General features: G+C 56.1%; 25 protein-coding genes and 5 tRNA genes. 27 read left to right on the top strand and 3 right to left on the bottom strand.

The features are described from left to right. Positions 1-31 precede the first annotated feature (31 nt). From tatA to rplA, 25 genes are all read left to right on the top strand, one after another. On the top strand, positions 32-289 hold the full coding sequence (gene tatA, locus KGZ89_02460; protein MBS3973716.1) for a twin-arginine translocase TatA/TatE family subunit: 258 nt from the start codon (positions 32-34) through the stop codon (positions 287-289). 146 nt (positions 290-435) lie between these two features. After that, positions 436-909: a transcription elongation factor GreA gene (gene greA / locus KGZ89_02455; GenBank protein MBS3973715.1), complete on the top strand. Its 474-nt coding sequence runs from the start codon at positions 436-438 to the stop codon at positions 907-909. A gap of 2 nt (positions 910-911) precedes the next feature. Beyond that, positions 912-2,438, top strand: coding sequence for a lysine--tRNA ligase (lysS, locus tag KGZ89_02450; protein MBS3973714.1), 1,527 nt, complete (start codon positions 912-914; stop codon positions 2,436-2,438). Between the two features lie 100 nt (positions 2,439-2,538). Beyond that, the gene (locus KGZ89_02445) at positions 2,539-5,091 is read left to right on the top strand and encodes an ATP-dependent Clp protease ATP-binding subunit (GenBank protein ID MBS3973713.1); all 2,553 of its coding nucleotides are present in this window, start codon (positions 2,539-2,541) and stop codon (positions 5,089-5,091) included. Next, positions 5,084-6,169 (top strand): DNA integrity scanning diadenylate cyclase DisA, encoded by a 1,086-nt coding sequence (disA, locus tag KGZ89_02440; GenBank protein MBS3973712.1) that lies wholly within the window; start codon positions 5,084-5,086, stop codon positions 6,167-6,169. Before KGZ89_02445 ends, disA begins: the two co-directional genes overlap by 8 nt. Further along, positions 6,166-7,248, top strand: coding sequence for a PIN domain nuclease (locus KGZ89_02435; protein MBS3973711.1), 1,083 nt, complete (start codon positions 6,166-6,168; stop codon positions 7,246-7,248). Before disA ends, KGZ89_02435 begins: the two co-directional genes overlap by 4 nt. Continuing rightward, positions 7,238-7,969, top strand: a complete 732-nt coding sequence (ispD, locus tag KGZ89_02430) for a 2-C-methyl-D-erythritol 4-phosphate cytidylyltransferase (GenBank protein MBS3973710.1) — start codon at positions 7,238-7,240, stop codon at positions 7,967-7,969. Before KGZ89_02435 ends, ispD begins: the two co-directional genes overlap by 11 nt. Continuing rightward, positions 7,966-8,469, top strand: coding sequence for a 2-C-methyl-D-erythritol 2,4-cyclodiphosphate synthase (locus KGZ89_02425; GenBank protein ID MBS3973709.1), 504 nt, complete (start codon positions 7,966-7,968; stop codon positions 8,467-8,469). Before ispD ends, KGZ89_02425 begins: the two co-directional genes overlap by 4 nt. Continuing rightward, entirely contained in the window at positions 8,469-9,113 is a 645-nt protein-coding gene (gene cysE / locus KGZ89_02420; protein MBS3973708.1) for a serine O-acetyltransferase, read from the top strand. The genes KGZ89_02425 and cysE overlap by 1 nt, the downstream gene beginning before the upstream one ends. Continuing rightward, entirely contained in the window at positions 9,110-10,612 is a 1,503-nt protein-coding gene (cysS, locus tag KGZ89_02415) for a cysteine--tRNA ligase (protein MBS3973707.1), read from the top strand. The genes cysE and cysS overlap by 4 nt, the downstream gene beginning before the upstream one ends. Positions 10,613-10,618: 6 nt before the next feature. Then, positions 10,619-11,356 (top strand): 23S rRNA (guanosine(2251)-2'-O)-methyltransferase RlmB, encoded by a 738-nt coding sequence (gene rlmB, locus KGZ89_02410; GenBank protein ID MBS3973706.1) that lies wholly within the window; start codon positions 10,619-10,621, stop codon positions 11,354-11,356. Further along, a complete protein-coding gene (locus KGZ89_02405; GenBank protein MBS3973705.1) occupies positions 11,353-11,877 on the top strand; it encodes an NYN domain-containing protein in 525 nt (174 codons plus the stop codon). The genes rlmB and KGZ89_02405 overlap by 4 nt, the downstream gene beginning before the upstream one ends. 136 nt (positions 11,878-12,013) lie before the next feature. Beyond that, a complete protein-coding gene (sigH, locus tag KGZ89_02400) occupies positions 12,014-12,661 on the top strand; it encodes an RNA polymerase sporulation sigma factor SigH (protein MBS3973704.1) in 648 nt (215 codons plus the stop codon). Between the two features lie 39 nt (positions 12,662-12,700). Continuing rightward, a tRNA-Thr gene (locus KGZ89_02395) sits at positions 12,701-12,775 on the top strand. Positions 12,776-12,968: 193 nt separating this feature from the next. Further along, positions 12,969-13,595 (top strand): hypothetical protein, encoded by a 627-nt coding sequence (locus KGZ89_02390; protein MBS3973703.1) that lies wholly within the window; start codon positions 12,969-12,971, stop codon positions 13,593-13,595. A 194-nt stretch (positions 13,596-13,789) separates the two neighbouring features. Then, positions 13,790-13,874, top strand: a tRNA-Tyr gene (locus tag KGZ89_02385). A 39-nt stretch (positions 13,875-13,913) separates the two neighbouring features. Then, positions 13,914-13,989, top strand: a tRNA-Thr gene (locus KGZ89_02380). 27 nt (positions 13,990-14,016) lie between these two features. Continuing rightward, a tRNA-Met gene (locus KGZ89_02375) sits at positions 14,017-14,093 on the top strand. Positions 14,094-14,223: 130 nt separating this feature from the next. Then, positions 14,224-15,408: an elongation factor Tu gene (tuf, locus tag KGZ89_02370; GenBank protein ID MBS3973702.1), complete on the top strand. Its 1,185-nt coding sequence runs from the start codon at positions 14,224-14,226 to the stop codon at positions 15,406-15,408. Positions 15,409-15,577: 169 nt separating this feature from the next. Next, positions 15,578-15,727: a 50S ribosomal protein L33 gene (rpmG, locus tag KGZ89_02365; protein ID MBS3973701.1), complete on the top strand. Its 150-nt coding sequence runs from the start codon at positions 15,578-15,580 to the stop codon at positions 15,725-15,727. A gap of 23 nt (positions 15,728-15,750) precedes the next feature. Continuing rightward, positions 15,751-15,828: transfer RNA gene (locus KGZ89_02360), tRNA-Trp, on the top strand. Positions 15,829-15,904: 76 nt separating this feature from the next. After that, complete coding sequence (secE, locus tag KGZ89_02355) at positions 15,905-16,135, top strand: preprotein translocase subunit SecE (protein MBS3973700.1); 231 nt, start codon at positions 15,905-15,907, stop codon at positions 16,133-16,135. Positions 16,136-16,137: 2 nt separating this feature from the next. Next, positions 16,138-16,668, top strand: a complete 531-nt coding sequence (gene nusG, locus KGZ89_02350) for a transcription termination/antitermination protein NusG (protein ID MBS3973699.1) — start codon at positions 16,138-16,140, stop codon at positions 16,666-16,668. A gap of 72 nt (positions 16,669-16,740) precedes the next feature. Next, positions 16,741-17,166, top strand: a complete 426-nt coding sequence (gene rplK / locus KGZ89_02345) for a 50S ribosomal protein L11 (protein ID MBS3973698.1) — start codon at positions 16,741-16,743, stop codon at positions 17,164-17,166. Between the two features lie 79 nt (positions 17,167-17,245). Next, positions 17,246-17,959, top strand: a complete 714-nt coding sequence (gene rplA / locus KGZ89_02340) for a 50S ribosomal protein L1 (protein ID MBS3973697.1) — start codon at positions 17,246-17,248, stop codon at positions 17,957-17,959. 1 nt (position 17,960) lies between these two features. Here rplA and KGZ89_02335 read toward each other — a convergent pair whose 3' ends face one another. The 3 genes from KGZ89_02335 to KGZ89_02325 are packed head-to-tail and all read right to left on the bottom strand — an operon-like array spanning position 17,961 to position 20,483. Next, positions 17,961-18,665, bottom strand: a complete 705-nt coding sequence (locus KGZ89_02335; GenBank protein MBS3973696.1) for an ABC transporter ATP-binding protein — start codon at positions 18,663-18,665, stop codon at positions 17,961-17,963. After that, positions 18,658-19,797, bottom strand: a complete 1,140-nt coding sequence (locus KGZ89_02330; protein ID MBS3973695.1) for an ABC transporter permease — start codon at positions 19,795-19,797, stop codon at positions 18,658-18,660. Before KGZ89_02330 ends, KGZ89_02335 begins: the two co-directional genes overlap by 8 nt. After that, positions 19,785-20,483, bottom strand: a complete 699-nt coding sequence (locus tag KGZ89_02325) for a cobalamin-dependent protein (protein MBS3973694.1) — start codon at positions 20,481-20,483, stop codon at positions 19,785-19,787. Before KGZ89_02325 ends, KGZ89_02330 begins: the two co-directional genes overlap by 13 nt. Before the next feature lie 312 nt (positions 20,484-20,795). On the opposite strand from KGZ89_02325, the gene rplJ reads away from it, so the two are divergent. Together rplJ and rplL are read left to right on the top strand one after the other, a co-directional pair. After that, positions 20,796-21,317 (top strand): 50S ribosomal protein L10, encoded by a 522-nt coding sequence (gene rplJ / locus KGZ89_02320; protein MBS3973693.1) that lies wholly within the window; start codon positions 20,796-20,798, stop codon positions 21,315-21,317. An 81-nt stretch (positions 21,318-21,398) separates the two neighbouring features. Then, positions 21,399-21,782, top strand: coding sequence for a 50S ribosomal protein L7/L12 (gene rplL, locus KGZ89_02315; protein MBS3973692.1), 384 nt, complete (start codon positions 21,399-21,401; stop codon positions 21,780-21,782). Positions 21,783-21,862 lie beyond the last annotated feature (80 nt).

Here is a 21,862-nt window from a genome sequence, read left to right as displayed (position 1 = left end):
AAAGTGTACTACTAGTGTAAGAGGAGCGGAAATGGCGCTTATTCCTGGCTTTGGACCTATGGAACTTGCGGTTGTGCTTGTGATCGTGTTGCTGCTGTTTGGCCCTAAAAGACTACCGCAGCTTGGGAAATCTCTCGGAAAGACGGTCAGAGCTATCCGTGATGGAGTTGAAGGTAAGGGCGACAAAGGTGACAAGGGCGAAGAAGATACCACTGTCGCCAACGCCAGCAAGCAGGATGTAGAGAACTCCGAGGAGACTTCAGAGGGTTCGTCCAGGAAGGACGGATAATCTCAATAAACATCTTGCCTGATTTCTAATTTCGGGTATACTTTCGTGGAACTTTCGGGCTGCCATTGTTTAGGCGGCCCGTCCGCTTACGGTCGCTCTCCCGGAACTGGGCAAAGTGGTCGGCTAGGTAAATAGGAGTCCGCGCGATGCAAAGGGAAATTGCGCTTACCCGCGAAGGGGCTGAAAAGCTCGAAGAAGAACTTCGATACCTTGAGAAGGTTCGCCGCCGGGAGGTTGGCGATCGTATCAAGGAGGCCAAGGAGTTCGGGGACATCTCCGAGAACTCGGAGTACGATGATGCCAAAAACGAACAAGCCTGGGTAGAAGGCCGTATCGCGGAGATCAATCTGATTCTTTCAAATGCGATAATCATTGCAATACCAAAGAAGTGTGATTGCGTGAGCCTGGGAAGCCTCGTTGAGCTTCAGGATCTTGAAACCGAAGAGGTTCATAAGTACAGGCTGGTGGGCTCGGCGGAAGCCGATCCCGACAACGATCGCATCTCCAATGAGTCGCCGGTCGGGCACGCTATCATAGGCTCGAAGAAGGGTGAACTCGTGAAGGTATCGACACCTTCGGGCAGGATAATCGAGTACCGGATATTGAAGATATCCAAATAGCCATGCGCGACTCAGACGGCATTGAGGACTCGGGTCATGTCAAGCCACCTGAGGACGACCCTGTACAGGTGCGCCGGCTAAAGCTGCAATCACTGATGGATGCGGGAATCAGCCCGTATCCCGACAGCTTCGATGTCACGGCAACAGCCCTGCAGCTGGCCGAAGAACACTCAGAACTGGCTGCGGGCTCCGAAGTGGCTGAGACGGTGCGGGTTGCCGGCAGAATCGTTGCCAAGCGCGACCAGGGTAAGATCGCCTTTCTTGTCATTCGTGACGGCTCAGGCGAAATTCAGCTTTTCTGCCGAGTCGATACCGTCGGGCAGGAGGCGTTCGATTTTATCTCTGCGCTAGATCCCGGAGATTGGGTCGGCGCCGAGGGGAACGTCATGCGCACGCGCCGAGGCGAGCTGTCTGTTCATCCATCGGCAGTTACGCTGCTCTCAAAGTCGTTGCGCCCCATGCCCGAGAAGTACCATGGGCTTACAGACATTGAGACGCGCTATCGGCAGCGATATGTCGACCTGATAGCCAATCCCGAGGTACGGGAAGTTTTCGAGATCAGGTTCCGCATACTCTCTTCGATCAGGCGCTTTATGGAGGGCAGAGGGTTTCTTGAGGTGGAGACCCCGATGCTGCACCCGATTGCCGGCGGGGCTGCTGCCCGCCCCTTTGTGACCAACCACAATGCGCTCGACATGAACCTGTACCTTCGAATCGCGCCGGAGTTGTATCTCAAGCGATTGCTGGTCGGCGGATTCGAGCGGGTCTTCGAGATCAACCGCAGCTTTCGCAACGAAGGTATGTCCCCTCGGCACAACCCCGAGTTCACGATGCTCGAAGCTTACCAGGCGTTCACCAACATCGACGGCATGATGGAGCTCACCGAGTCGATGATCGTTCACGTCACCAAAGAGGTGCTCGGCGATCTTGTACTTGATTACCAGGGCTCAAAGATTGACTTGACGTCGCCGTGGAGCAGGCGTGAGCTGCTTGATTTGGTCAGCGAGGTAGCGGGCGAGGAAGTATCCTTCGCGTTGCCTGCTGAAAAAGTGAGGCAAATATGTGCCGTGCACTCGGTACCGACGCAGCCTGAGTGGGGAAAGGGCAAGCTCATCACCGAGCTGTTCGAGAAGCTGGTCGAGCCTAATTTAGCGGGTCCCGTTTTCGTAACAGGGTATCCTGCCGAGACCTCTCCGCTTGCGCGTAGGCGCGACGGCGAACCACAGCTTACCGATCGCTTTGAGCTGATTGTGATGGGCCGCGAGATCGCCAACGCATTTTCTGAGCTGGTCGACCCGATCGATCAGCGGGCTAGATTCGCCGAGCAGGCAGCCGCCAAGGCCGCGGGTGATGTGGAGGCGATGCCTGTCGACGAAGATTACCTTCGCGCGATGGAGTATGGCATGCCACCTGCTGGAGGTTTAGGCATCGGAGTCGATCGCCTGGTGATGCTCTTGACGGATTCAGCCTCGATCCGCGACGTCCTGCTCTTTCCGCACATGCGTCCTGAGGCCCGTCCAAGCGAGTAAGCATCGCACCGGAAGGCGATTCGCGGGTATACTGTACCCAGGCGCGTATTTGAAAGTCTACGGCACGAACTTGCTGCCGATCTGTATAAGGGGTGTGTAAATGTTTGAACGATTCACCGAGAAGGCCCGCCGGGTGATAGTGTACGCCCAGGAAGAGGCCCGGATGCTCAATCAAAACTACATCGGCACCGAGCATCTGTTGCTCGGCCTCATAAGGGAGCAGGACGGGATTGCAGCCAAGGCTCTGGAGTCCCTCAACATCTCTCTTGAGGATGTCCACCAGCAGGTAGAGGATCTCATCGGCAGGGGTACATTCGTCCCGACGGGACACATACCGTTTACTCCCAGGGCGAAGAAGGTCCTGGAGCTGTCGTTGCGCGAAGCTCTCCAGCTGGGCCACAACTACATCGGCACCGAGCATGTACTCCTCGGCCTGATCCGGGAAGGAGAGGGCGTCGCCGCTCAGGTGCTGCTCAATCTCGGCGCTGACCTGGAGCGGGTGCGCTCCGCGGTAATCCAGCTGCTCTCCGGGCACTACGGCAAGCACTCCGAATCTGGCGAAGAGAGAAGGTCTGGCGCATCGGGAGCTCTGCTCGACGAGTTTGGGCGGAATCTGACGCGAGCCGCCGAGGAGGGGAAGCTCGACCCTGTTATCGGCAGGCACGCCGAGATCGAGCGCGTCATGCAGATACTTTCTCGGCGCACAAAGAACAATCCAGTGCTTATTGGCGAGCCTGGAGTCGGAAAGACCGCTGTCGCCGAGGGTTTGGCGCAGGCCATCGCGGCTGATGAGGTCCCGGAGACGATCAAGGCAAAGCAGCTTTACATGCTCGACCTGGCCGCTCTTGTCGCGGGAAGCAAGTACAGGGGCGAGTTCGAGGACCGGCTGAAAAAGGTGATGAAGGAGATTCGCGAGAGGGGCAACATCATCCTTTTCGTCGATGAGATGCACACGCTTGTGGGAGCTGGCGCCGCGGAAGGCGCGATCGACGCCGCGAGCATCATAAAGCCTGCGCTTGCCAGGGGAGAGCTCCAGACCATAGGCGCAACCACGCTTGATGAGTACCGCAAGTATGTCGAGAGGGACTCGGCGCTCGAAAGGCGCTTTCAGCCCATCATGGTCGGCGAGCCCAGTGTGGCCGAGACCGTCGAGATACTCAAGGGCCTGCGTGACCGCTACGAGGCGCACCACCGGGTCAGCATAACCGATGCGGCCATCGAGGCGGCGGCGGTTCTGGCGGATCGCTATATTTCCGATCGCTTCTTGCCCGATAAGGCTATCGACCTGGTCGATGAGGCCGGCTCCAAGATGCGCATCAAGATGATGACCGCGCCTCCGGGCATCAAAGAAGTCGAAGATCGCCTGCGTAGAGTGCGCGCTGAGAAGGAAGCCGCCATCGAGGCTCAGGAGTTCGAGAAAGCCGCGAATCTGCGCGACAAGGAAAAGCAGGTTCTCGGAGAGAAGCGCGCGATGGAAGAGGAGTGGCTAAAACCGGACAATCGGCGAATCATAGAGGTCACCGAAAACGAGATAGCCGACATAGTCTCGATGTGGACCGGAGTTCCGGTAACCGCGCTTACGGAGGAGGAGACGGAGAAGTTGCTTCGTATGGAGTCCTCTCTTCATGAGCGCATAGTTGGACAGGATGAGGCAGTATCGGCGGTTTCCAAGTCGATCAGGCGCGCCCGTGCGGGACTCAAGGATCCACGCCGGCCTGCGGGGTCTTTCATCTTCCTCGGACCTAGTGGGGTAGGTAAGACAGAGCTTTCCAAGGCGCTTGCAGCGTTTATCTTCGGCAGTGAGGAAGCTCTGTTGCAGCTCGACATGAGCGAGTACATGGAAAAGCACACAGTATCCCGGCTGATCGGCTCGCCGCCAGGCTATGTCGGCTTTGACGAGGGCGGACAGTTGACCGAGCTCGTGCGCAGGCGTCCGTACAGCGTCATTTTGTTCGACGAGATCGAGAAGGCGCATCCTGACGTTTTCAACGTGCTGCTGCAAATTCTTGAGGAAGGCCGCCTGACCGATGCCCAGGGCCACAAGGTGGACTTCAAGAACACCGTGGTGATAATGACAAGCAACGTCGGCGCTCGCGATATCGTGAAAGGGCAGAGTCTGGGCTTTACCGGCAGCGAAAAAACGGGCATCGATTATGCGGACATAAAGACCAGGGTGACAGACGAGCTCAAAAAACTCTTCCGCCCGGAGTTTCTCAACCGCGTCGACGAGGTAATCGTCTTTCACGACCTTACCGCCGAGGAGATCAGAGCCATCGTCGATCTTATGGTGGCGCATCTTCGCGACCGCCTCGCGCATCACGGCATCGGTTTGACGTTGACCGCCGAGTCTCGCGAGCTGCTCGCTGAAAGCGGCTACGATCAAACTCAGGGTGCGCGCCCCTTGCGCCGCGCGATACAGCGACTGTTGGAGGATCCGCTCTCCGAGCAGATTCTCGCCGGTCAGTGGAGCGCGGGTGATGTGATCGAGGTAGCGGTCAAAGGAAAAGAGATCGTTTTTCGTAAAGTGGCCGACGGCTCGCCCGCTACGGTTGTGATTCCGGCTGATGGCGGCGCATCGAAGGCGACGCCTCCGAAGAAGAAGCCCCGGAGTAGGCGTGGTGACTCCGCACTCGGTGGAGCAGAGGGTGTCTAGGGAGTCAGAAGCTATTCGCACTCGCCTCCGGAGCATAGCGCCCGGCACTCCACTGCACGACGGGGTGGAACAGATTCTCTCGGCTAGAACCGGAGCGCTCATTACGTTGGGAGATGCTTCCGGTCTGGCCGATATTTGTGATGGCGGGTTCGCCATCAACATGCCGCTGACCGCCCAGCGACTCTCCGAGCTAGCCAAGATGGACGGCGCGATCATCCTCAGCGACGACGCGTCGGTGATTAGGCTGGCTAATGTGCACTTGGTTCCCGACTCTGGTTTACCCACCGAGGAAACCGGCATGCGGCACAGGACAGCCGAGCGTGTCAGCAGGCAGACCGACGCGCTCGTGATCTCCATTTCGCAGAGAAGGAATGTTGTCAGCCTCTACTTCAAAGGCCACAAGATTACCCTCGAGGACATTGAGGTCATCCTCGCAAAAGCTGATGCCGCACTCCAGGCGCTTCATAGATCTCGCTCGAAACTCGACGAGATGCTCGAGCAACTCACCTTCCTGGAGCTTGAAGACCTTGTAACCCTTGCGGATCTTGCCGAGATTATCGCCAAGTTCGAAGAAGTCCGCCGTATGTCTGAGGAGGTCTCGCGCTTTGGACTTCAGCTTGGTACCGAGGGCAGGCTGATTCGAATGCAGCTCTCAGAGTTGACCTCTGGCCTGGAGACGAACTACTCCCTGGTCATCAGGGACTATGCCTTGGATTCCGGCCGAGAGAACGCACAAAAGGCGCTAAAGGCGCTAGCTCGCAAGACCAGGGAGTCGCTTCAGGAACCCACCGGGGTATTGGAAGTTTTGGGGCTTGCCGGAGCCATGGACTCGGCGGAAGAAGCCGTTCGACCCAGGGGGCTGCGAATCCTCAGCCAGATTCGCTCGTTGCCCGGCTTTGTTATCGATGGCGTCGTGGATACCCTAGGGCCGCTCCAGGCGCTATTGAGTGCATCGGCTGAAGATCTCGACAGGGTCGACGGTGTCGGGCTCAGGCGCGCAAAGACGATAAGCGACGGGCTGGCTCGCGTGAGGAGTCGAGTGGGCTCCGTGGCCGCTTCATCCTGGTGCGGGCGATGATTGTTCACGTAACAAGATTTATTTCGGTTGCTCTCGGAGTAATTAGCGGACTTTCGATCTTGCGCATGGCCGATTGGGTCGAGATCACGGGTTTGTCCGAGAATCTCCTGACCCTCGTTTCGGTGGTTCTTGGCTGGTCGATAGGGTATGTAATCGGCGGAATAGTTGGCCGCGAGCTGAGTCGAGTTATCCTCGATATCGAGACCCGATTGAGTCGTCTCTCGGCGATGGATCTCGCTTTGTCGGCTGTAGGGCTGTTCATCGGCTTACTCGCGTCGCTCATCATCGCGTGGCCGCTGCGGCTGGTCGAGCCAGCGTGGGTGGCGGTCTTGCTGGCCGTCAACATCTCACTGCTATTCGGATACGTGGCGGTCAGAGTTGCGCTACTCAAGCGTGATGAGGTCGCCAGGATTCTGTTCGGAAAGGCAGGCTTCTCGGCTGCGGATACCAGCCGAGAAAAGATGCTGCTTCTCGACACATCGGCGCTGATCGATGGTCGCTTCGTGGAGCTGCACTCGATGGGATATCTGGATTATTGGCTGCGTGTCCCGCGATTTGTGCTCGCGGAGTTACAGACGCTTGCCGACTCTGCGGATGACATCAAAAGGGCTCGTGGGCGGCGTGGCCTTGATCTTGTCGCCAGACTTCACGACGCGGAACGCATGGTCGAGGTTTTCGAGGCGGATGTGCCCGATCTGACCGAAACCGATAGCAAGCTTATGGAGCTGGCTTTAGAAACCGGCGCTGCAATTATGACTCTCGACATGAACCTGACGAAAGTCGCGCGTGTTCGCGATATCGAGGTCCTCAACATCAACGAAATCGCGCTTGCACTGCGGCCATCGTATCTTCCCGGCGAGGAAATAAAGGTTCGTCTTGTGAAGCCCGGCAAAGAGCAGGATCAAGGGGTTGGCTATCTGGACGATGGCACAATGGTGATCGCTATTGATTCAGCCGACTTCATCGGAAAGGAGATCGTTGCCCAGGTCACATCGGTTCTTCAGACCGGGGGCGGCAGGATGATGTTCGTCCAGCGTCGGGCCGCAGCTCAGCCTGCAGGTGACAGCATTGACCAGTGAACACAAAGGCTCGGGCGCAGTCGCGATAATCGTGGCGGGTGGAGTCGGGCAGCGATTTGGAGCGTTCGGCGGCAAGCAGCTTGCCGAGGTTGCCGGGCAGCCATTGCTGAGCCATGCCGTTCGTGCGTTTGATCGCGCCAGCAGCATCAGCCTAATCGTTGTGGTGTGCGACCCCGATCGCGTCCAGGAGTACGGCAGCAGGGCCGTGGAGCCTTACGCGAGATCAACAGAGTTCGAGCTTGTGGCAGGCGGAGTGACGCGCCAGGACTCAGTCCGAAATGGATTGATGGCAATCGCCGAAGGTAGAACGGAGGACGTGGTCGTCGTCCACGATGGCGCCCGCCCTCTGGTTTCCCCGGAAGTAATCGACTCTGCCGTTGCACATCTGCTTGCCGCCGAGGGCATTCAGGGTCTTGTGGTTGGACACCCCGTTTACGATACGATAAAAAGCGTCGCGGGGGACAAGGTTCTCGGGACCGTGGATAGGGGTGCCTTGTGGGTTGCGCAGACCCCCCAGGTATTCTTTCGCACGGCGCTTCACGATGCGCACATTGAGGCTCTCGCAAGCGCCAGGGTGACTACGGATGATGCGTCGCTGATGGAGGAAGCCGGCCATCAGCTGGGTGTGCTGTTGGGGTCGAGAGAAAACATCAAGGTCACTGTGGCGGAGGACCTCATGATCATAGAGTCAATCTTGCGAGCCCGAAAAGAGCGCGAATGAGTCGGTTTAGAGTCGGCATAGGCTACGATGTGCACCGTTTTGTCCACGGGAGGGACTTTATCCTCGGCGGTGTGAAGATACCTTCTGAGCTCGGGCTGGACGGCCACTCCGATGCAGATGTTCTTGCTCACGCATTGATGGACGCACTTTTGGGCGCTGCGAGAAGCCAGGACATCGGATACCATTTTCCCGACAGTGACACTGCGTACAAGGGGGCCTCAAGCATGATTTTACTTGAGCGCACCGTAGATATAGTCCGTCATCAGGGCTGGCGTATAGTGGATGCTGATTGTGTCATCTTGCTCGAGGCGCCAAAGGTCTCCGAGTATCGCGATGAGATGCGAAGGGAGCTGGCTTTGCGAATGGGTGTAAGCATCGACCAGATTGGAGTGAAAGCGACAACCACCGAGCGCTTGGGCTTTGTCGGTCGAGGCGAGGGAGTCGCGGCACAGGCGGTAGTGTTGCTGGAATCTGCATCAGCCGCTGAGGGGGAAAAGTGATGCTTGATCGGATCAAGGCAGACGTTCAGGCCGTCAAGGAGCGCGACCCTGCCGCTACGACAACCCTTTCGGTTCTTTTGAACTACCCGGGCATTCACGCCTTGTGGTTTCATAGAGTCAATCACTGGCTTTGGGGGAAAGGACATCGTGGGCTTTCGCGCTTCATCTCCCAGATCGCTAGATTCTTCACAGGGATTGAGATACATCCGGCCGCAAAAATCGGGGAGAGATTTTTTATCGATCATGGTATGGGTGTCGTCATCGGGGAGACTTCGGTAATCGGAGACGATGTGACTCTCTATCAGGGTGTAACCCTGGGCGGTACAGGCAAGGAGTCCGGGAAAAGGCACCCCACCCTTGAAGATTGCGTCGTGGTGGGAGTCGGAGCTGCGGTTCTCGGCAACATCACAATAGGGCGCGGTAGTCGTGTGGGTGGAGGAGCAGTTGTAGTCAGCGATGTGCCTCCCAACTGCACGGTCGTCGGGATCCCGGGAAGGGTCGTTGTGAGAGAGGGCAACAAGGTTGATGTGATCGACCTTCACCACGAAGACCTGCCCGATCCTGTGGTGGACATGTTCAGGCAGATGCAAAACAGGATCGATCGATTGACCGAGCGGGTAGCCGAACTGGAGCGCGACAAATGAGCATACGCGTTTATAACTCGATGACCCGTCGCAAGGAGGAGTTTCGCCCAAGAGAAGAGGGTAAAGTCTCCATCTATCTGTGCGGGCCTACGGTGTATAACCATATTCACATCGGAAACGCGAGGACCTTTCTGTCCTTCGACGTCATCCGCCGCTACTTGCAGCACCGTGGCTATGACGTCACATTCGTTCAGAACATAACGGACATCGATGACAAGATCATTCTCAGGGCGAAGGAGGAAGACCGCACGGCGGCCGAGGTGGCTAGCGATTACACGATCTCTTTCAAGCAGGCGATGAGGGAATTGGGCATCGCGGATCCTACGGTGGCGCCTAAAGCTACCGAGATGATCGCCGAGATGATCGAGTTGGCGCAGCGCCTCATCTCGATGGGCCACGCCTACGAGGTGGGCGGTGACGTCTTCTTCTCGGTCCGCTCCTTTCCGGGTTACGGGAAGCTGTCCGGACGGGATATCGAGCAGATGGAGTCCGGGGCTCGCGTCGAGATCGACGAGCGCAAGAAGGATCCCTTGGACTTCGCATTGTGGAAGTCCGCAAAGCCTGGCGAGCCTCACTGGGCTTCGCCGTGGGGGGAGGGGCGTCCGGGATGGCATCTTGAGTGTTCGGTCATGTCCGAGAAGGAGCTGGGTGTGACGTTTGACATCCACGGAGGTGCGAGCGACCTTATTTTCCCCCATCATGAAAACGAGATTGCCCAATCCGAAGCTGCGACGAGCGCTCCGCTCGCCAATTACTGGCTACACGGCGGATTGCTGCGGGTAAACAAGGAGAAGATGAGCAAGTCGCTGGGCAACTTCATGCTTCTCAAGGACGTCTTAGCCGAGCATGAGGCACCCGTTGTCAGGGTCATGATGCTGCAGACCCACTACAGAAGTCCGCTCGAGTTCTCTGAAAGCCGCCTGGAGGAGGCGAGGCAGGCATACGACCGCCTCATTGAGCCGATTCGAACGATCACCGAGCTTCTGGGCCAGGAGTCCTTGTGGGCATCGGGTAGCGTGACCACAGAGGACCGAACCCAGCTGGTTGAGGCTGTTGAGAGTGCGACACAAAGATTCACCGCCGAGATGGACGACGACTTCAACACGGCCGGCGCGCTGGCGGCGGTATTTGACCTTGTGCGTGACGTGAATCGGTTCTTGTCGCACTTTGGCCCTGGCGTCGAGGGGGAGAATATCCCTGTTCTCAGGCAGGCTCGTGACGGGATCCTCGAGATGCTCGGAGCGCTGGGCATAGAGATTCGCACCGATACAGGCAGCTCCTACCCAACTGAGTTTGTGCCTATGGCCGAGCGTCTTGCGGGCTATATGGGTACCGATCCACAAGAAGCCGTAGCCGCTCTTCTCTCGGCTCGCAACGCAGCTCGAACCGAGCGCAACTACTCAGCTGCCGATGCGGTCCGCGCGGGGCTGGAAACGCTCGGCTATGCAATCGAAGACACTCGTCATGGCGCCAGAATCAAGCGCATCTCGGGGCGGTGATCTTCTGTGACACTTTTTGTTGAAGGCCGCAACGCCGTGCTGGAGGCCTTGCGCTCAGGAGTGCCCGGACACACGCTGCTTCTTTCCGAGGATCTGCAAGAGGCCCCGTCGATCCAGGAGATCGAGATGCTGGCTCACAGCCAGAACGTGCCTGTGCGCCGGGTACCGAAGAGGATTCTCGACCAGCGCAGCGAGAGAGGCGCCCATCAAGGGGTGATATTACATGCCGAGGAGTATCGCTTCACCTCGCTTAGCCGCATTATCTCGGAGGTTGGGGACGCGCCGCACTGTCTTATCATCGCGTTGGATCAGGTGACTGACCCAGGCAATCTCGGTGCTATCGCGCGTTCCGCCGAAGTTTTCGGCGCGAAGGCGTTGCTGGTGCCTAAGCGGCGCACGGCTGCGATAGGACCTGCGGCGTACAAGTCCTCGGCAGGGGCTCTGGCATGGATTCCTGTTGTGCAGGATAACCTGGCCAGAGGACTCGACTCGCTGAAAAAGGCCGGCTTTTGGGTGGGTGGCGCGGATGCCAGTGCTAAGGCCAGCGCATGGGAGGCCCCACTCGAAGGCAGGCTCGTGCTGGTTTTCGGCTCGGAAGGCAAAGGCTTGTCGCGGCTGGTCCGAGAGAAGTGCGACTTTCTGGTTTCGCTGCCTGTGTGCGGGAAAGTCGAGTCTTTGAACGTCGCACAGGCTGTCACGGCTTTGGCCTACGAAGTTCGGCGGAGGCAAGCGAAAGGCCGGTGAATCGTGTGCGACTGGTGGTGATAGACGGCTATAACATGCTATGGGGTTCCAGCAGGTATCGAGCGCACATGGATCGCGATATCGAATCTGCTCGTGAAAAGCTAATCAATGATGTGGCTCAGTGGCGAAGAGACGATGACGATGTCTACCTGGTTTTTGATGCAGGGGCAAGCCCTGAGTCAACAGGCGAGGTCCAGCATGTGCTTGGTATATCGGTGATCTACTCTCCATATGGCGAGGAGGCAGACGCCACAGTCGAGAGCATCGTTTCAGGCCGCCGCGACCAGGGTTTTGATATCGTTGTGGTTACGTCGGACTCGCAGACGCAATGGGTGACTTTGGGCAGGCGTGTCACGCGAATCTCCGCCGAGCAGTTTGGCAAAGAGGTCGCGATCACTCAAGCTGATGTGATGGGCGATCAGCATCAGCAGCACATGGCCTCCCGTATTGAAGATCGTATCGAGCCGAGGGTCAAGGACTTGCTTGAGCAGATCTTCGGTAGAAATAAAAAAACAGGTTAAATCAGGTTTCTTCAGGATTGTGGCATTCTGTTGACATACGAAGATAGATATTCGTAAGGTCGATAGTGAATTGTTTCTCTTGGGGTAAGGGGAATAATTTTCCAGTAGGGATATGCTGGAGCTAGGGGGAGTTTGCATGCCTGCATCAGACGCATTGATCGCACCGGGAGAACGCAGGAGAGCAGAATTGATTTTGGTTAGGGCAGCAAAGGCCGGGAATGAAAACGCATCTTCGCAGCTTATTCAGAAGTATCGGGGCCTTGTTCGCTGTAAGGCCAGGTCATACTTTATTACAAGCGGGGATCGAGACGACATCATTCAGGAGGGCATGATAGGCCTGTACAAGGCGATCCGGGATTATGATCCGCAGAGACAAACGAGTTTTCGAAGCTTTGCCGAGTTGTGCGTGACTCGGCAGATGATCACAGCAGTAAAGACCGCCACGAGGCGCAAGCACTCTCCGTTGAACTCCTACATATCGCTAAATCGCCCCGCGACGTATGAGGAGAATGGCGAGCGTTTGCTCACAGATATACTGGCGGTCAGGGAGATTTGTGATCCGGCCGAGCTGGTTATATCGGCCTGGGAGGGCGATATCGTTCGACGGGGCTTGAGTGATTCGCTTTCCGAGTTTGAGGTGAAGGTATTGCGCCTCTACGTCGGGGGATGCTCGTACCAGGAGATTGCCAGACGGCTGGGGCGTCATACGAAATCCATCGACAACGCCTTACAGCGGATCAAGCGTAAAGTCAGGGTTCAGCTGGATAGGTGTAATGCATGTTGAGTTCAGCCAGTGACGCGGATACAATAGGTCCTCGGTCACGCTGGCGTAGCTCAATGGCAGAGCAACGGTTTTGTAAACCGTAGGTTGCAGGTTCGACTCCTGTCGCCAGCTCCACTGTCGAAGTGCCGCTAGTCGCAACTCCATGTTGCTGCGAGTACGTCGCTTTATCAAGTACGTCAAACTTGGCCAATTCCGGCTTTCTTCAGGATACTGATATTATGTTCCTGGTGCTAATCGGCGCTAGACAGGCTGGTCGGTAAGCATTGAGGTTTGGTGGCGTACGGCAAACGGAGGACAGGAGGCGTTTGTGCTATTTGGGGCACCATTATTGCAGGCAGTTTCTGAGCGTATTCTTCTTGGGTTTTTGCGTCACTCAGGGCACTCCGATGCCAGAAAAATTATGCCGGGCAATGAGGGCGGAAAAAGCTTTGGGGTTGACCTGACTTATACCAGTGCCAGCCAGGCAGTGCGCATCAAGGTCAAGCCGGATCCTTACTTCGGTGTAGATCCTGTAAAGATCATCGACAGGTCGCTGAGTTTTTATCGACCCGATGCGTCGCACTATGCGTTTGAGGCGATATCGAACAATTTAACCCGTGAGCCGGGCTGGATGTTCAACTCACAGGCGGATCAGCTGTATTACTACTTCGTAGCTCTCGCTCAGACGGAGCAGGAGATATCGGCCCTTTACACGGAGCCAGACGAAGTATTTTTTTCCGAACTTCAGGTTGAAAGAGACGAGCTGCACATATTGCCCCTTTTAGAGCTGCGCCGATGGTTTGAAGAAAACTTCGAATCTTTTACGCCTCGGCCGGTGGCAAGCGGAGATCATTCGGCGTGGTTTCGACTTATCCCACGAGTGGAGGTAAGTAGCGCCATTGCCTCCGTGACAACAGTCTCACCTGTATTTTCGAGAGCAAAGGGGAATACATAGTACTAAAGAGTTAGATTACCGCGCCTTCGCTTCATGGTTGCGGCGGGAATAGATACTCCCGGCACCGTTGTTGTCATTGACACTTGAGAAACCGATACAGTATTATCCGAGTGCTTCAGGCGGGATACTTATGCCTGCCCTGAATGTATGACTTTCGCAACTTGAAAAGAGTACAAGAGGGCTTATTTTTTTGTGGGGGTGTGCCCGAGTGGCTAAAGGGGACGGGCTGTAAACCCGTTGGCTACGCCTACCCAGGTTCGAATCCTGGCGCCCCCACCACACATCAGGTTTTCGCCAGGGAGACCTGGCCTGCAGTCTGCCCACATAGCTCAGTCGGCAGAGCACTTCCTTGGTAAGGAAGAGGTCACCGGTTCAAGTCCGGTTGTGGGCTCCATGAATATCGTTGTTTTCCGACGATAACGGCGGTGTAGCTCAGCTGGTTAGAGCACACGGTTCATACCCGTGGAGTCGCTGGTTCGAGTCCAGCCACCGCTACCAGGAAGCTCAATACGCGGTTATACGCGTTGGATGTATGTTGTAATGGAAGCCAAGGATTGGTTTGAAAGCAGCGGTATACTGTCGGATGGTTCGGCAGGCGTCCGCGACGAGTCTCGTTAGGAGGACTTGAATGGCCAAGAAAAAGTTTGAGCGCACCAAGCCGCACGTCAACATCGGCACTATCGGTCACGTCGACCATGGTAAGACCACGCTGACTGCCGCTATCACCAAGACACTTGCCGAAAAAGGGTGGGCTGATTTCACCCCCTTCGACCAGATCGATAAAGCCCCCGAAGAGCGTGAGCGCGGTATCACTATCGCTATCGCACACGTAGAGTACGAGTCTGAATCCCGTCACTACGCTCACGTTGACTGCCCGGGTCACGCTGACTATGTCAAGAACATGATCACCGGTGCCGCGCAGATGGACGGCGCTATCTTAGTTGTCTCGGCAGCGGATGGCCCCATGCCCCAGACACGCGAGCATATCCTGCTCGCCCGTCAGGTTGGCGTTCCGCACATCGTGGTCTTCTTGAACAAGGTAGACATGGTCGATGATCCCGAACTTCTCGAGCTTGTAGAGCTTGAGATTCGCGAGCTGCTAAACGAGTACGAGTTTCCTGGCGATGACACACCCGTCATCAAGGGCTCGGCACTAAAGGCGCTAGAGGGCGACGAGTCGGCCAAAGAGGCGATCTTTGAGCTTATCGCAGCGGTAGACAGCCACGTTCCGATTCCCGTACGCGAGATCGACAAGCCATTCCTCATGGCGGTAGAGGACGTCTTTACCATCACAGGTCGCGGTACGGTAGCTACAGGCCGCGTTGAAAGAGGCGTGGTAAAGGTCGGAGACGACGTCGAGATAGTCGGTATCCGCGATACCCACAAGACCGTCGTTACCGGTGTGGAGATGTTTCGCAAGCTCCTCGATGAGGCTCAGGCCGGAGATAACGTGGGCGTGCTTTTGCGCGGCGTCTCGCGCACCGATATCGAGCGCGGCCAGGTACTTTGCAAGCCCGGCTCGATCACTCCTCACACCGAGTTCCTAGGCCAAGTCTACGTGCTTACCAAAGAAGAAGGCGGACGTCACACTCCGTTTTTCGATGGGTATCGCCCGCAGTTTTACTTCCGTACTACAGACGTGACCGGTATCGCTCACCTGCCTGAGGGCACTGAGATGGTAATGCCCGGTGACAACGTGGAGATCCGCGGCGAGCTTATCGCCCCGATCGCGATGGAGGATGGCTTGAGATTTGCGATCCGCGAAGGCGGAAGAACCGTAGGCTCGGGACGAGTAACAAAGATTTTGAAGTAGATTTAGTACTATTTGACCCGGCCGGGGTCTGGGAACCGTTTTATCCCCAGGCCCCGTCTGGTGTGAGCTGGATGTGTAACCACATTGACATTGCGGAAACCAGGGTGCTACATTACCCTCCCGCATCCTGGCGTCTGATCTGCCTGGCGAGTAGCCGGTAGGAGGAATAATGAGAACTTTGGTAACACTGGCGTGCGCTGAGTGTAAACGCCGAAATTACACGACAAAAAAGAACAAGCAGAACAATCCCGAGCGGATTGAATTCAAGAAATACTGCAAGTGGTGCAGGACTCACACTATGCACAAGGAGACGAGGTAGCCTTAAGGGCGTAAAGGTGATTCAGGCCAGTAGCTCCAATTGGTTAGAGCGCCGGTCTCCAAAACCGGATGTTGGGGGTTCGAGTCCCTCCTGGCCTGCCAGAATCCAGCGGGCCCATATTTATGTAGACCCGGTTTAACAGTCAGTGAATGTCACGTAGCGGTTGGGAAGTAGTAGATGGCCAAGTCCAAAGAAAAGAAAGCTAAACGCAATATCTTTCAGCGCATATCTGGTTACTTTGGTGACGTAATCGGTGAGCTCAAGCGCGTTGTTTGGCCGACTCGTCCTGAGGTCATGAACCTGAGCATGGTCGTAATCGTCACACTTCTTTTCTTCGTGGCATTTACGTTTTTGGTTGATCAGGCTTCCGTGTACGTTGTATCACTTATTGCCAGGTTAGGCGGCTGAGAATGACGAAGAAATGGTATGTCATCCACACCTATTCCGGGTATGAGAACAAAGTCAAAACCAATCTTGAGCATCGCATTAATTCCATGGGCATGGAGGACAGGATATTTCAGGTCCTCATCCCAAAGGAGACAGTAACCGATATCAAAGAAGGTGGAAGGCGAGTAACCAGCGAGAAGAAGGTCTTTCCGGGATATATATTGGTTGAGATGGAACTGACCGACGACTCTTGGTATGCGGTCAGGAACACTCCCGGGGTCACTGGGTTTGTCGGGTCCGAGGGTAAGCCAGTCGCACTTTCACGCGACGAATACCGTCGGATCGTCAAGCGAACCGAAGCTGGGGTCAAGCCGAAGACTTCAACCGATTTTGCGGCTGGAATGACAGTGAAGGTGAATAGCGGACCCCTTGCCGAGTTTGATGGGGTCATCTCCGAGGTCAACGTCGATCAGGCAAAAATCAAGGTAATGGTTTCGATCTTTGGTCGGGAGACTCCGGTAGAGCTTGGTTTCGATCAGGTATCCAAGGTGTAACGGTTTTTGCGAGACGCACTCGACCATTTTGCTAGAGCTATTGTTGTAAAAGTAAGGACGTGACGAGAACAAATGCCTAAAAAAGTCGTTGGTTTCATAAAGTTGCAAATCACGGGCGGACAGGCCAATCCTGCCCCCCCTGTTGGACCTGCACTAGGTCAGCATCAGGTGAACATCATGCAATTCTGTCAGGCCTTTAATGCTGATACCCAGGATAAGGTCGGCACGATTATCCCTGTTGAAATTACCGTATATGAGGATCGGAGTTTTACCTATGTCCTCAAAACTCCTCCGGCCGCAGTTCTTATCAAGCAGGCGGTTGGCATACAGTCTGGCTCGGCGACCCCTAATCGCACCAAGGTAGCCGAGCTGTCTCGTGCGCAGCTCAGAGACATAGCCCAGACCAAGATGGTGGATCTCAACGCTAATGACATAGATGCGGCGATGAAGATCGTTGAAGGTACAGCGCGCTCGATGGGCGTGACTGTAGAGGAATAGCCTCGCAACTTATCTCGGCGAGAGGCTTACCCAGGCGTGGGAGGGTTCTGAATGGACCCAGTGACCACAAGGAGGAACTATGAAAAGAAGCAAGCGTATGCAAGAGGCGGCCACAGCGGTTGATCGCTCAAAGTTGTACAGCCCTATGGCGGCAGTGGGGTTGGCGAAAGAGTTGAGTACCGCGAAGTTTGATGAGACAGTCGAGGCTCACTTCCGGTTAGGTGTCGATACTCGCCAAGCTGATCAGCAGGTAAGGGGCAGTGTCTCTTTGCCGCACGGCACCGGAAAGGTGGTTCGTGTGCTGGTTTTCGCCGAAGGCGATAAGGCTCGCGAGGCCGAGGCTGCAGGGGCCGAATTTGTAGGAAGCGATGACCTCATCGAGAAGATTCAAGGGGGCTTTCTCGACTTTGATGCGACGATCGCCACGCCGGATATGATGGGTAAGGTCGGAAGACTAGGCAAGATACTTGGTACTCGTGGCCTTATGCCCAACCCAAAACTGGGAACCGTCACGATGGATGTTGGACGTGTAGTCGGTGAGCTCAAGGCCGGTCGCGTAGAATACCGCGCCGATAAATTCGGTATTGCGCATGTTGGTATCGGCAAGGCCAGCTTTGAGGTTTCTGCCTTGGTGGAAAACTATGCGGCAGTGCTCGATGAGATTCTTCGGGCGAAGCCGGCCGTTGCAAAGGGCAGGTATCTGAAGTCGATAACAATATCTTCTACGATGGGTCCTGGAATCAAGGTGGACACGAGTAAGACAAAAAACCTCACCGAAGAGGATCAGGACTAACTCAGTCCAGATACAGGTTGCGCTCGTCTGACACTAGTTTGCCGTCGAGCACCTCGAGGATCCGGTCGGTGCGTTGGGCGACTTTTCGATCGTGTGTCACAATGAGGAACGCGGTGCCCGTCTCGGAGCTTACCTTCCTGAAGAGCTCATAGACGAGCTCGGTGTTGGTCGTATCGAGATTGCCGGTCGGCTCGTCGGCTAGCACTAACGCCGGGCGGTTCATGAGTGCTCGCGCGATAGCCACGCGTTGCTTCTGGCCTCCCGACAGAGCGTTTGCGCTCTTCTCTTCAACGCCTGAGAGTCCGAGGAGGCCGAGTGTCTCCTCGGCGCGTTCCCGGATGTCAGCGATGGATAGCTTGCCGCGAATGAGTGCGGGCATGGCAATGTTCTCGAAAACAGTGAACTCCGGTAGCAGGTGATGGAATTGGAAGACGAAGCCGATCAGCTCGTTTCGCAGTTCGGCGCGGGCTTTTGCGCCGAGCGACCCTGTTTCGTGATCTCGGTAGCGCACCTTACCTGATGTTGGCGTGTCAAGAAGGCCGAGTAGGTTTAAAAGGGTGGATTTCCCCGAACCCGATTGACCGATGATTGCAGCAAACTCGCCCTCGCTAAACTCGAAAGACACGTCATCGAGCGCCCTTGTGGAGGCTTCGCCGCTGCCGTAAACCTTGCTTAGCCCTTCGGCGAGAAGGAGCCGATCAGCCACTTTGGATCACCTCGATTGGATCGAGACGCGATGTCTTGCGCGTTGGGATGATCGAGGATAGCAGTGCCACCAGAACGCCTATCGATGAGGATAGCGCGATGAACCCGGGTTCCGGCGTGATGCTAAATGGCACAGGGGCAAAGGAGAAGCCCCAGATTAGCGCATACCCCGAAGCGACGCCGCTAGCTGTTCCGCTCAACCCGAGTATTGCTGCTTGCCAAAGGAAGATGTTTCCGGAGCGCCTGTCGGAAAGTCCCATCGCTTTCAAGATGCCAATCTGTCGCGTCTTTTGCACGGCGCTGATTGCCAGCGTCGAAGCGATTCCAAGCGCTACCGCGACGAGAACAAATGCTTGGATCATGTAGGAGGATGCTGATTGACTCTGCAAAGCTGTGAGAAGGTCAGCGTTTTCTGCCTGCCAATCCGATATTGAGACCCCAGGTAGTGCTCTGCGCCATTCGGAGGCTACCGTAGCGGCGTCGAAGGGCTCGAGCACCTGGACTTGAACGACCGAGTACTCGTCAGATGACCATCCCTTCAGGTCGCGCAAGAGTCCGGGCCCTATGAATGCTGTCCGCTCGTTTGCAGCTGCAGATCCCAAATCGACGAACGCGGTAACTTTAAGGCGAGCCCCGCCTCCTTCGGCGAAGACAATAGAGATGTAATCATCCGGTGAAAGACCGTTATTCTTCGCAAAGTCAATACCAACGATGGCCTCACCTGTATCAAGGCTTGGGACTCCACTCTGCGTACGCTCGGTTAGGGCGTAGATACGATCGAGCTCGCCAAGGCGGCCAGCAGTTAAGCTTAGAGGCGCACTGCTTTCGCCGTCGGTGAAGAGCGCCGAGGATGTTCGTACGGGCACAACCGTTCCGGGCTCAACTCGCGCGTCTTTGGTTATTAGCGAGCTAAGCTGCTCACTGAAAACGACCGGTTCTTCGTCTTCTCGAGCGCTGATTGTAATATGTGGGCTTGATCCAATAGTCGTGTTCACGAGGTTGGTCTGCAAGCTTGTTATGAGCGAGCCCACAAAGACCTGTGTGGCGATGCCGACAGCGATCCCAGCCACTATGAGCGCAGACTGGACGGGGCTTGTGCGTAGAAAGCGGACCGCAATTCTCAGGGAGAGCATTCCGGCGGTCCTCCTCGAACTTCCTCCAAGCCGAGTTTAGCCTCGTCGAGCAGGTAGGCTTCGATGCCCGATGCATTTTTCGCGCAGGCGGGTCCACCTACGGCAATGCGAGTTCCAGCAGGCAGGCTCTTGGATAGTACGGCGATAGTTTCACGCAATCTCACACGATGAAAGTGGGTCGAGACCGAAAGGATGACGAGGGACGTGTTGAGACGTACGGCGGCATCGAGTATCTCGGCGATCGGTGTGTCCGCGCCGAGGAAGTGCGCATCGTATCCGGCGAGAAGCATGCGATCCAGAAACATCCTCAGCCCAAGGTCGTGGTATTCGTCGGGCGGGCATGCCAGTAGCACGGTTTCGCCCTTGCTAGGCCTGCAGGCAGCCTCTGTCAGGACACGGGTGGCCAAGGATTCGACGATAGTGCGCACAATCGCCGATGCATAATGCTCCTCCCAGATACGAGTGATGCCGGACTGCCATGCAGTGCCAGTGTCGGTCATCAGAGGCCCGAGCACGAGTGTGTAAAGCTCGGGAATGGAAATCGTACCTCGGTCTAGAGCTTCAGCTGTGACCGCAAGCGCAGTGGCCCGATCGCGAGAGAGTAGAGCGTTGTCGAGAGCGGCTCTGACCTCCGATATATCTTCGGAGCGAGCCGATTTACCATGAGGCGGTACATCGAGTTCCATGTCCTTTATTGTACCCGAACCATAAACGATACTTGCATTTCTTCGCTCCCTGCCCGATACTGTCGGAGCTTCAAAACTATATATGTGTGTGCAACTTAGACCGCCCAAGACAGCAGGTGCAACTTTTTCGCCTAATGGATCGATTGAATATTGATCCGCCTGCCGAGGTGGAAGCCTACGAGTGACATTGATTCGGTGCGACAAGTATCCGAGTTTTCGTGGCCTCCGCTGATTTTGGCGGGGGCCATGCTTATTTATAACTGCATGGTCCGCGCGAGTATGATTGCGCGCACCATGAAAGGAGGGAAGTAGATGCCCAAAGGACCAAAGACACTTGCGGTAGCCGAGATCAAAGAGAGGCTAACCGACTCAACTGGAGTCATAATGGCTGACTACCGAGGCCTGTCGGTCAAGGAGATGCAAGAGCTGCGTATAAAGGTGAACGCCTCTGGTGCCCAGGTGAAAGTGTTCAAAAACACACTGACGGAGATCGCAATGCGAGAAATCGCGTTTCCGGACATGAGTGATCTTCTGTCCGGACCTACCGTTCTTGTGTTCGTTGACGCGGATCCGGCCGCCCCTGCTAAAGCTCTATCCGAATTCGCGAAGGCCCACGCCGCGCTGGAGATCAAGGGCGGATTTGTTCAGAACGCATTGATGGATGCAAGCGGGATCATGGCGATTGCTATGTTGCCTTCTCGCGAAGAGCTGATTGCAAAGCTGATGGGCGCGATGGTCAGCCCGGTTCGTGGCTTTATGGCCATGGCAAATGCACCGGCCGGCGCGTTTGCGCGCGTTATCAAGGCAGTCGCCGATCAAAAGGCCGCTGCGTGATTTTGAAGTGAAAATGTTGGTATTGGGGGCGCCGCTTCTCGGCGGACGCCGAAGTGAAAGAGAAGAAGGAGACAGTTGAAGATGTCAAACATTACTCGTGAAGAAGTATTGGAGTGGGTAAAGAACGCTCCGGCGCTCGAGCTCGCTGAGCTGGTAAAAGAGATGGAAGACGTTTTTGGGGTTTCTGCGGCAGCTCCCGTAGCGGCCATGGTCGCTGCGCCAGCTGGTGGTGAAGCCGTCGCCGAGGAGAAGGACAGCTTCGACGTTGTCCTCACCCACGCTGGCGACAAGAAGATCCAGGTAATCAAGGTAGTACGTGAGCTTGACGGTAGCCTCGGCCTGAAAGAGGCCAAGGAGGTCGTTGATTCGGCTCCGAAGGCAGTTCTGTCCGGAGTGAACAAAGAGCGTGCCGATGAGGCCAAAGCCAAGCTCGAAGAGGCTGGAGCCACTGTAGAGCTTGCCTAGCACCTCAGGTTTAGGAGTCTCTTTTTCTCCGAGAGCCATTTTTTGGGAGGTACGAGAACGGCTGGCATCCAACTCACGGA

The organism is Actinomycetota bacterium (genome assembly GCA_018334075.1).
Classification (GTDB): domain Bacteria; phylum Actinomycetota; class Coriobacteriia; order Anaerosomatales; family UBA912; genus JAGXSC01.
The sequence above is the reverse complement of the archived record's forward strand: the minus strand, read 5'-3'. Positions and strand labels throughout refer to the sequence as shown.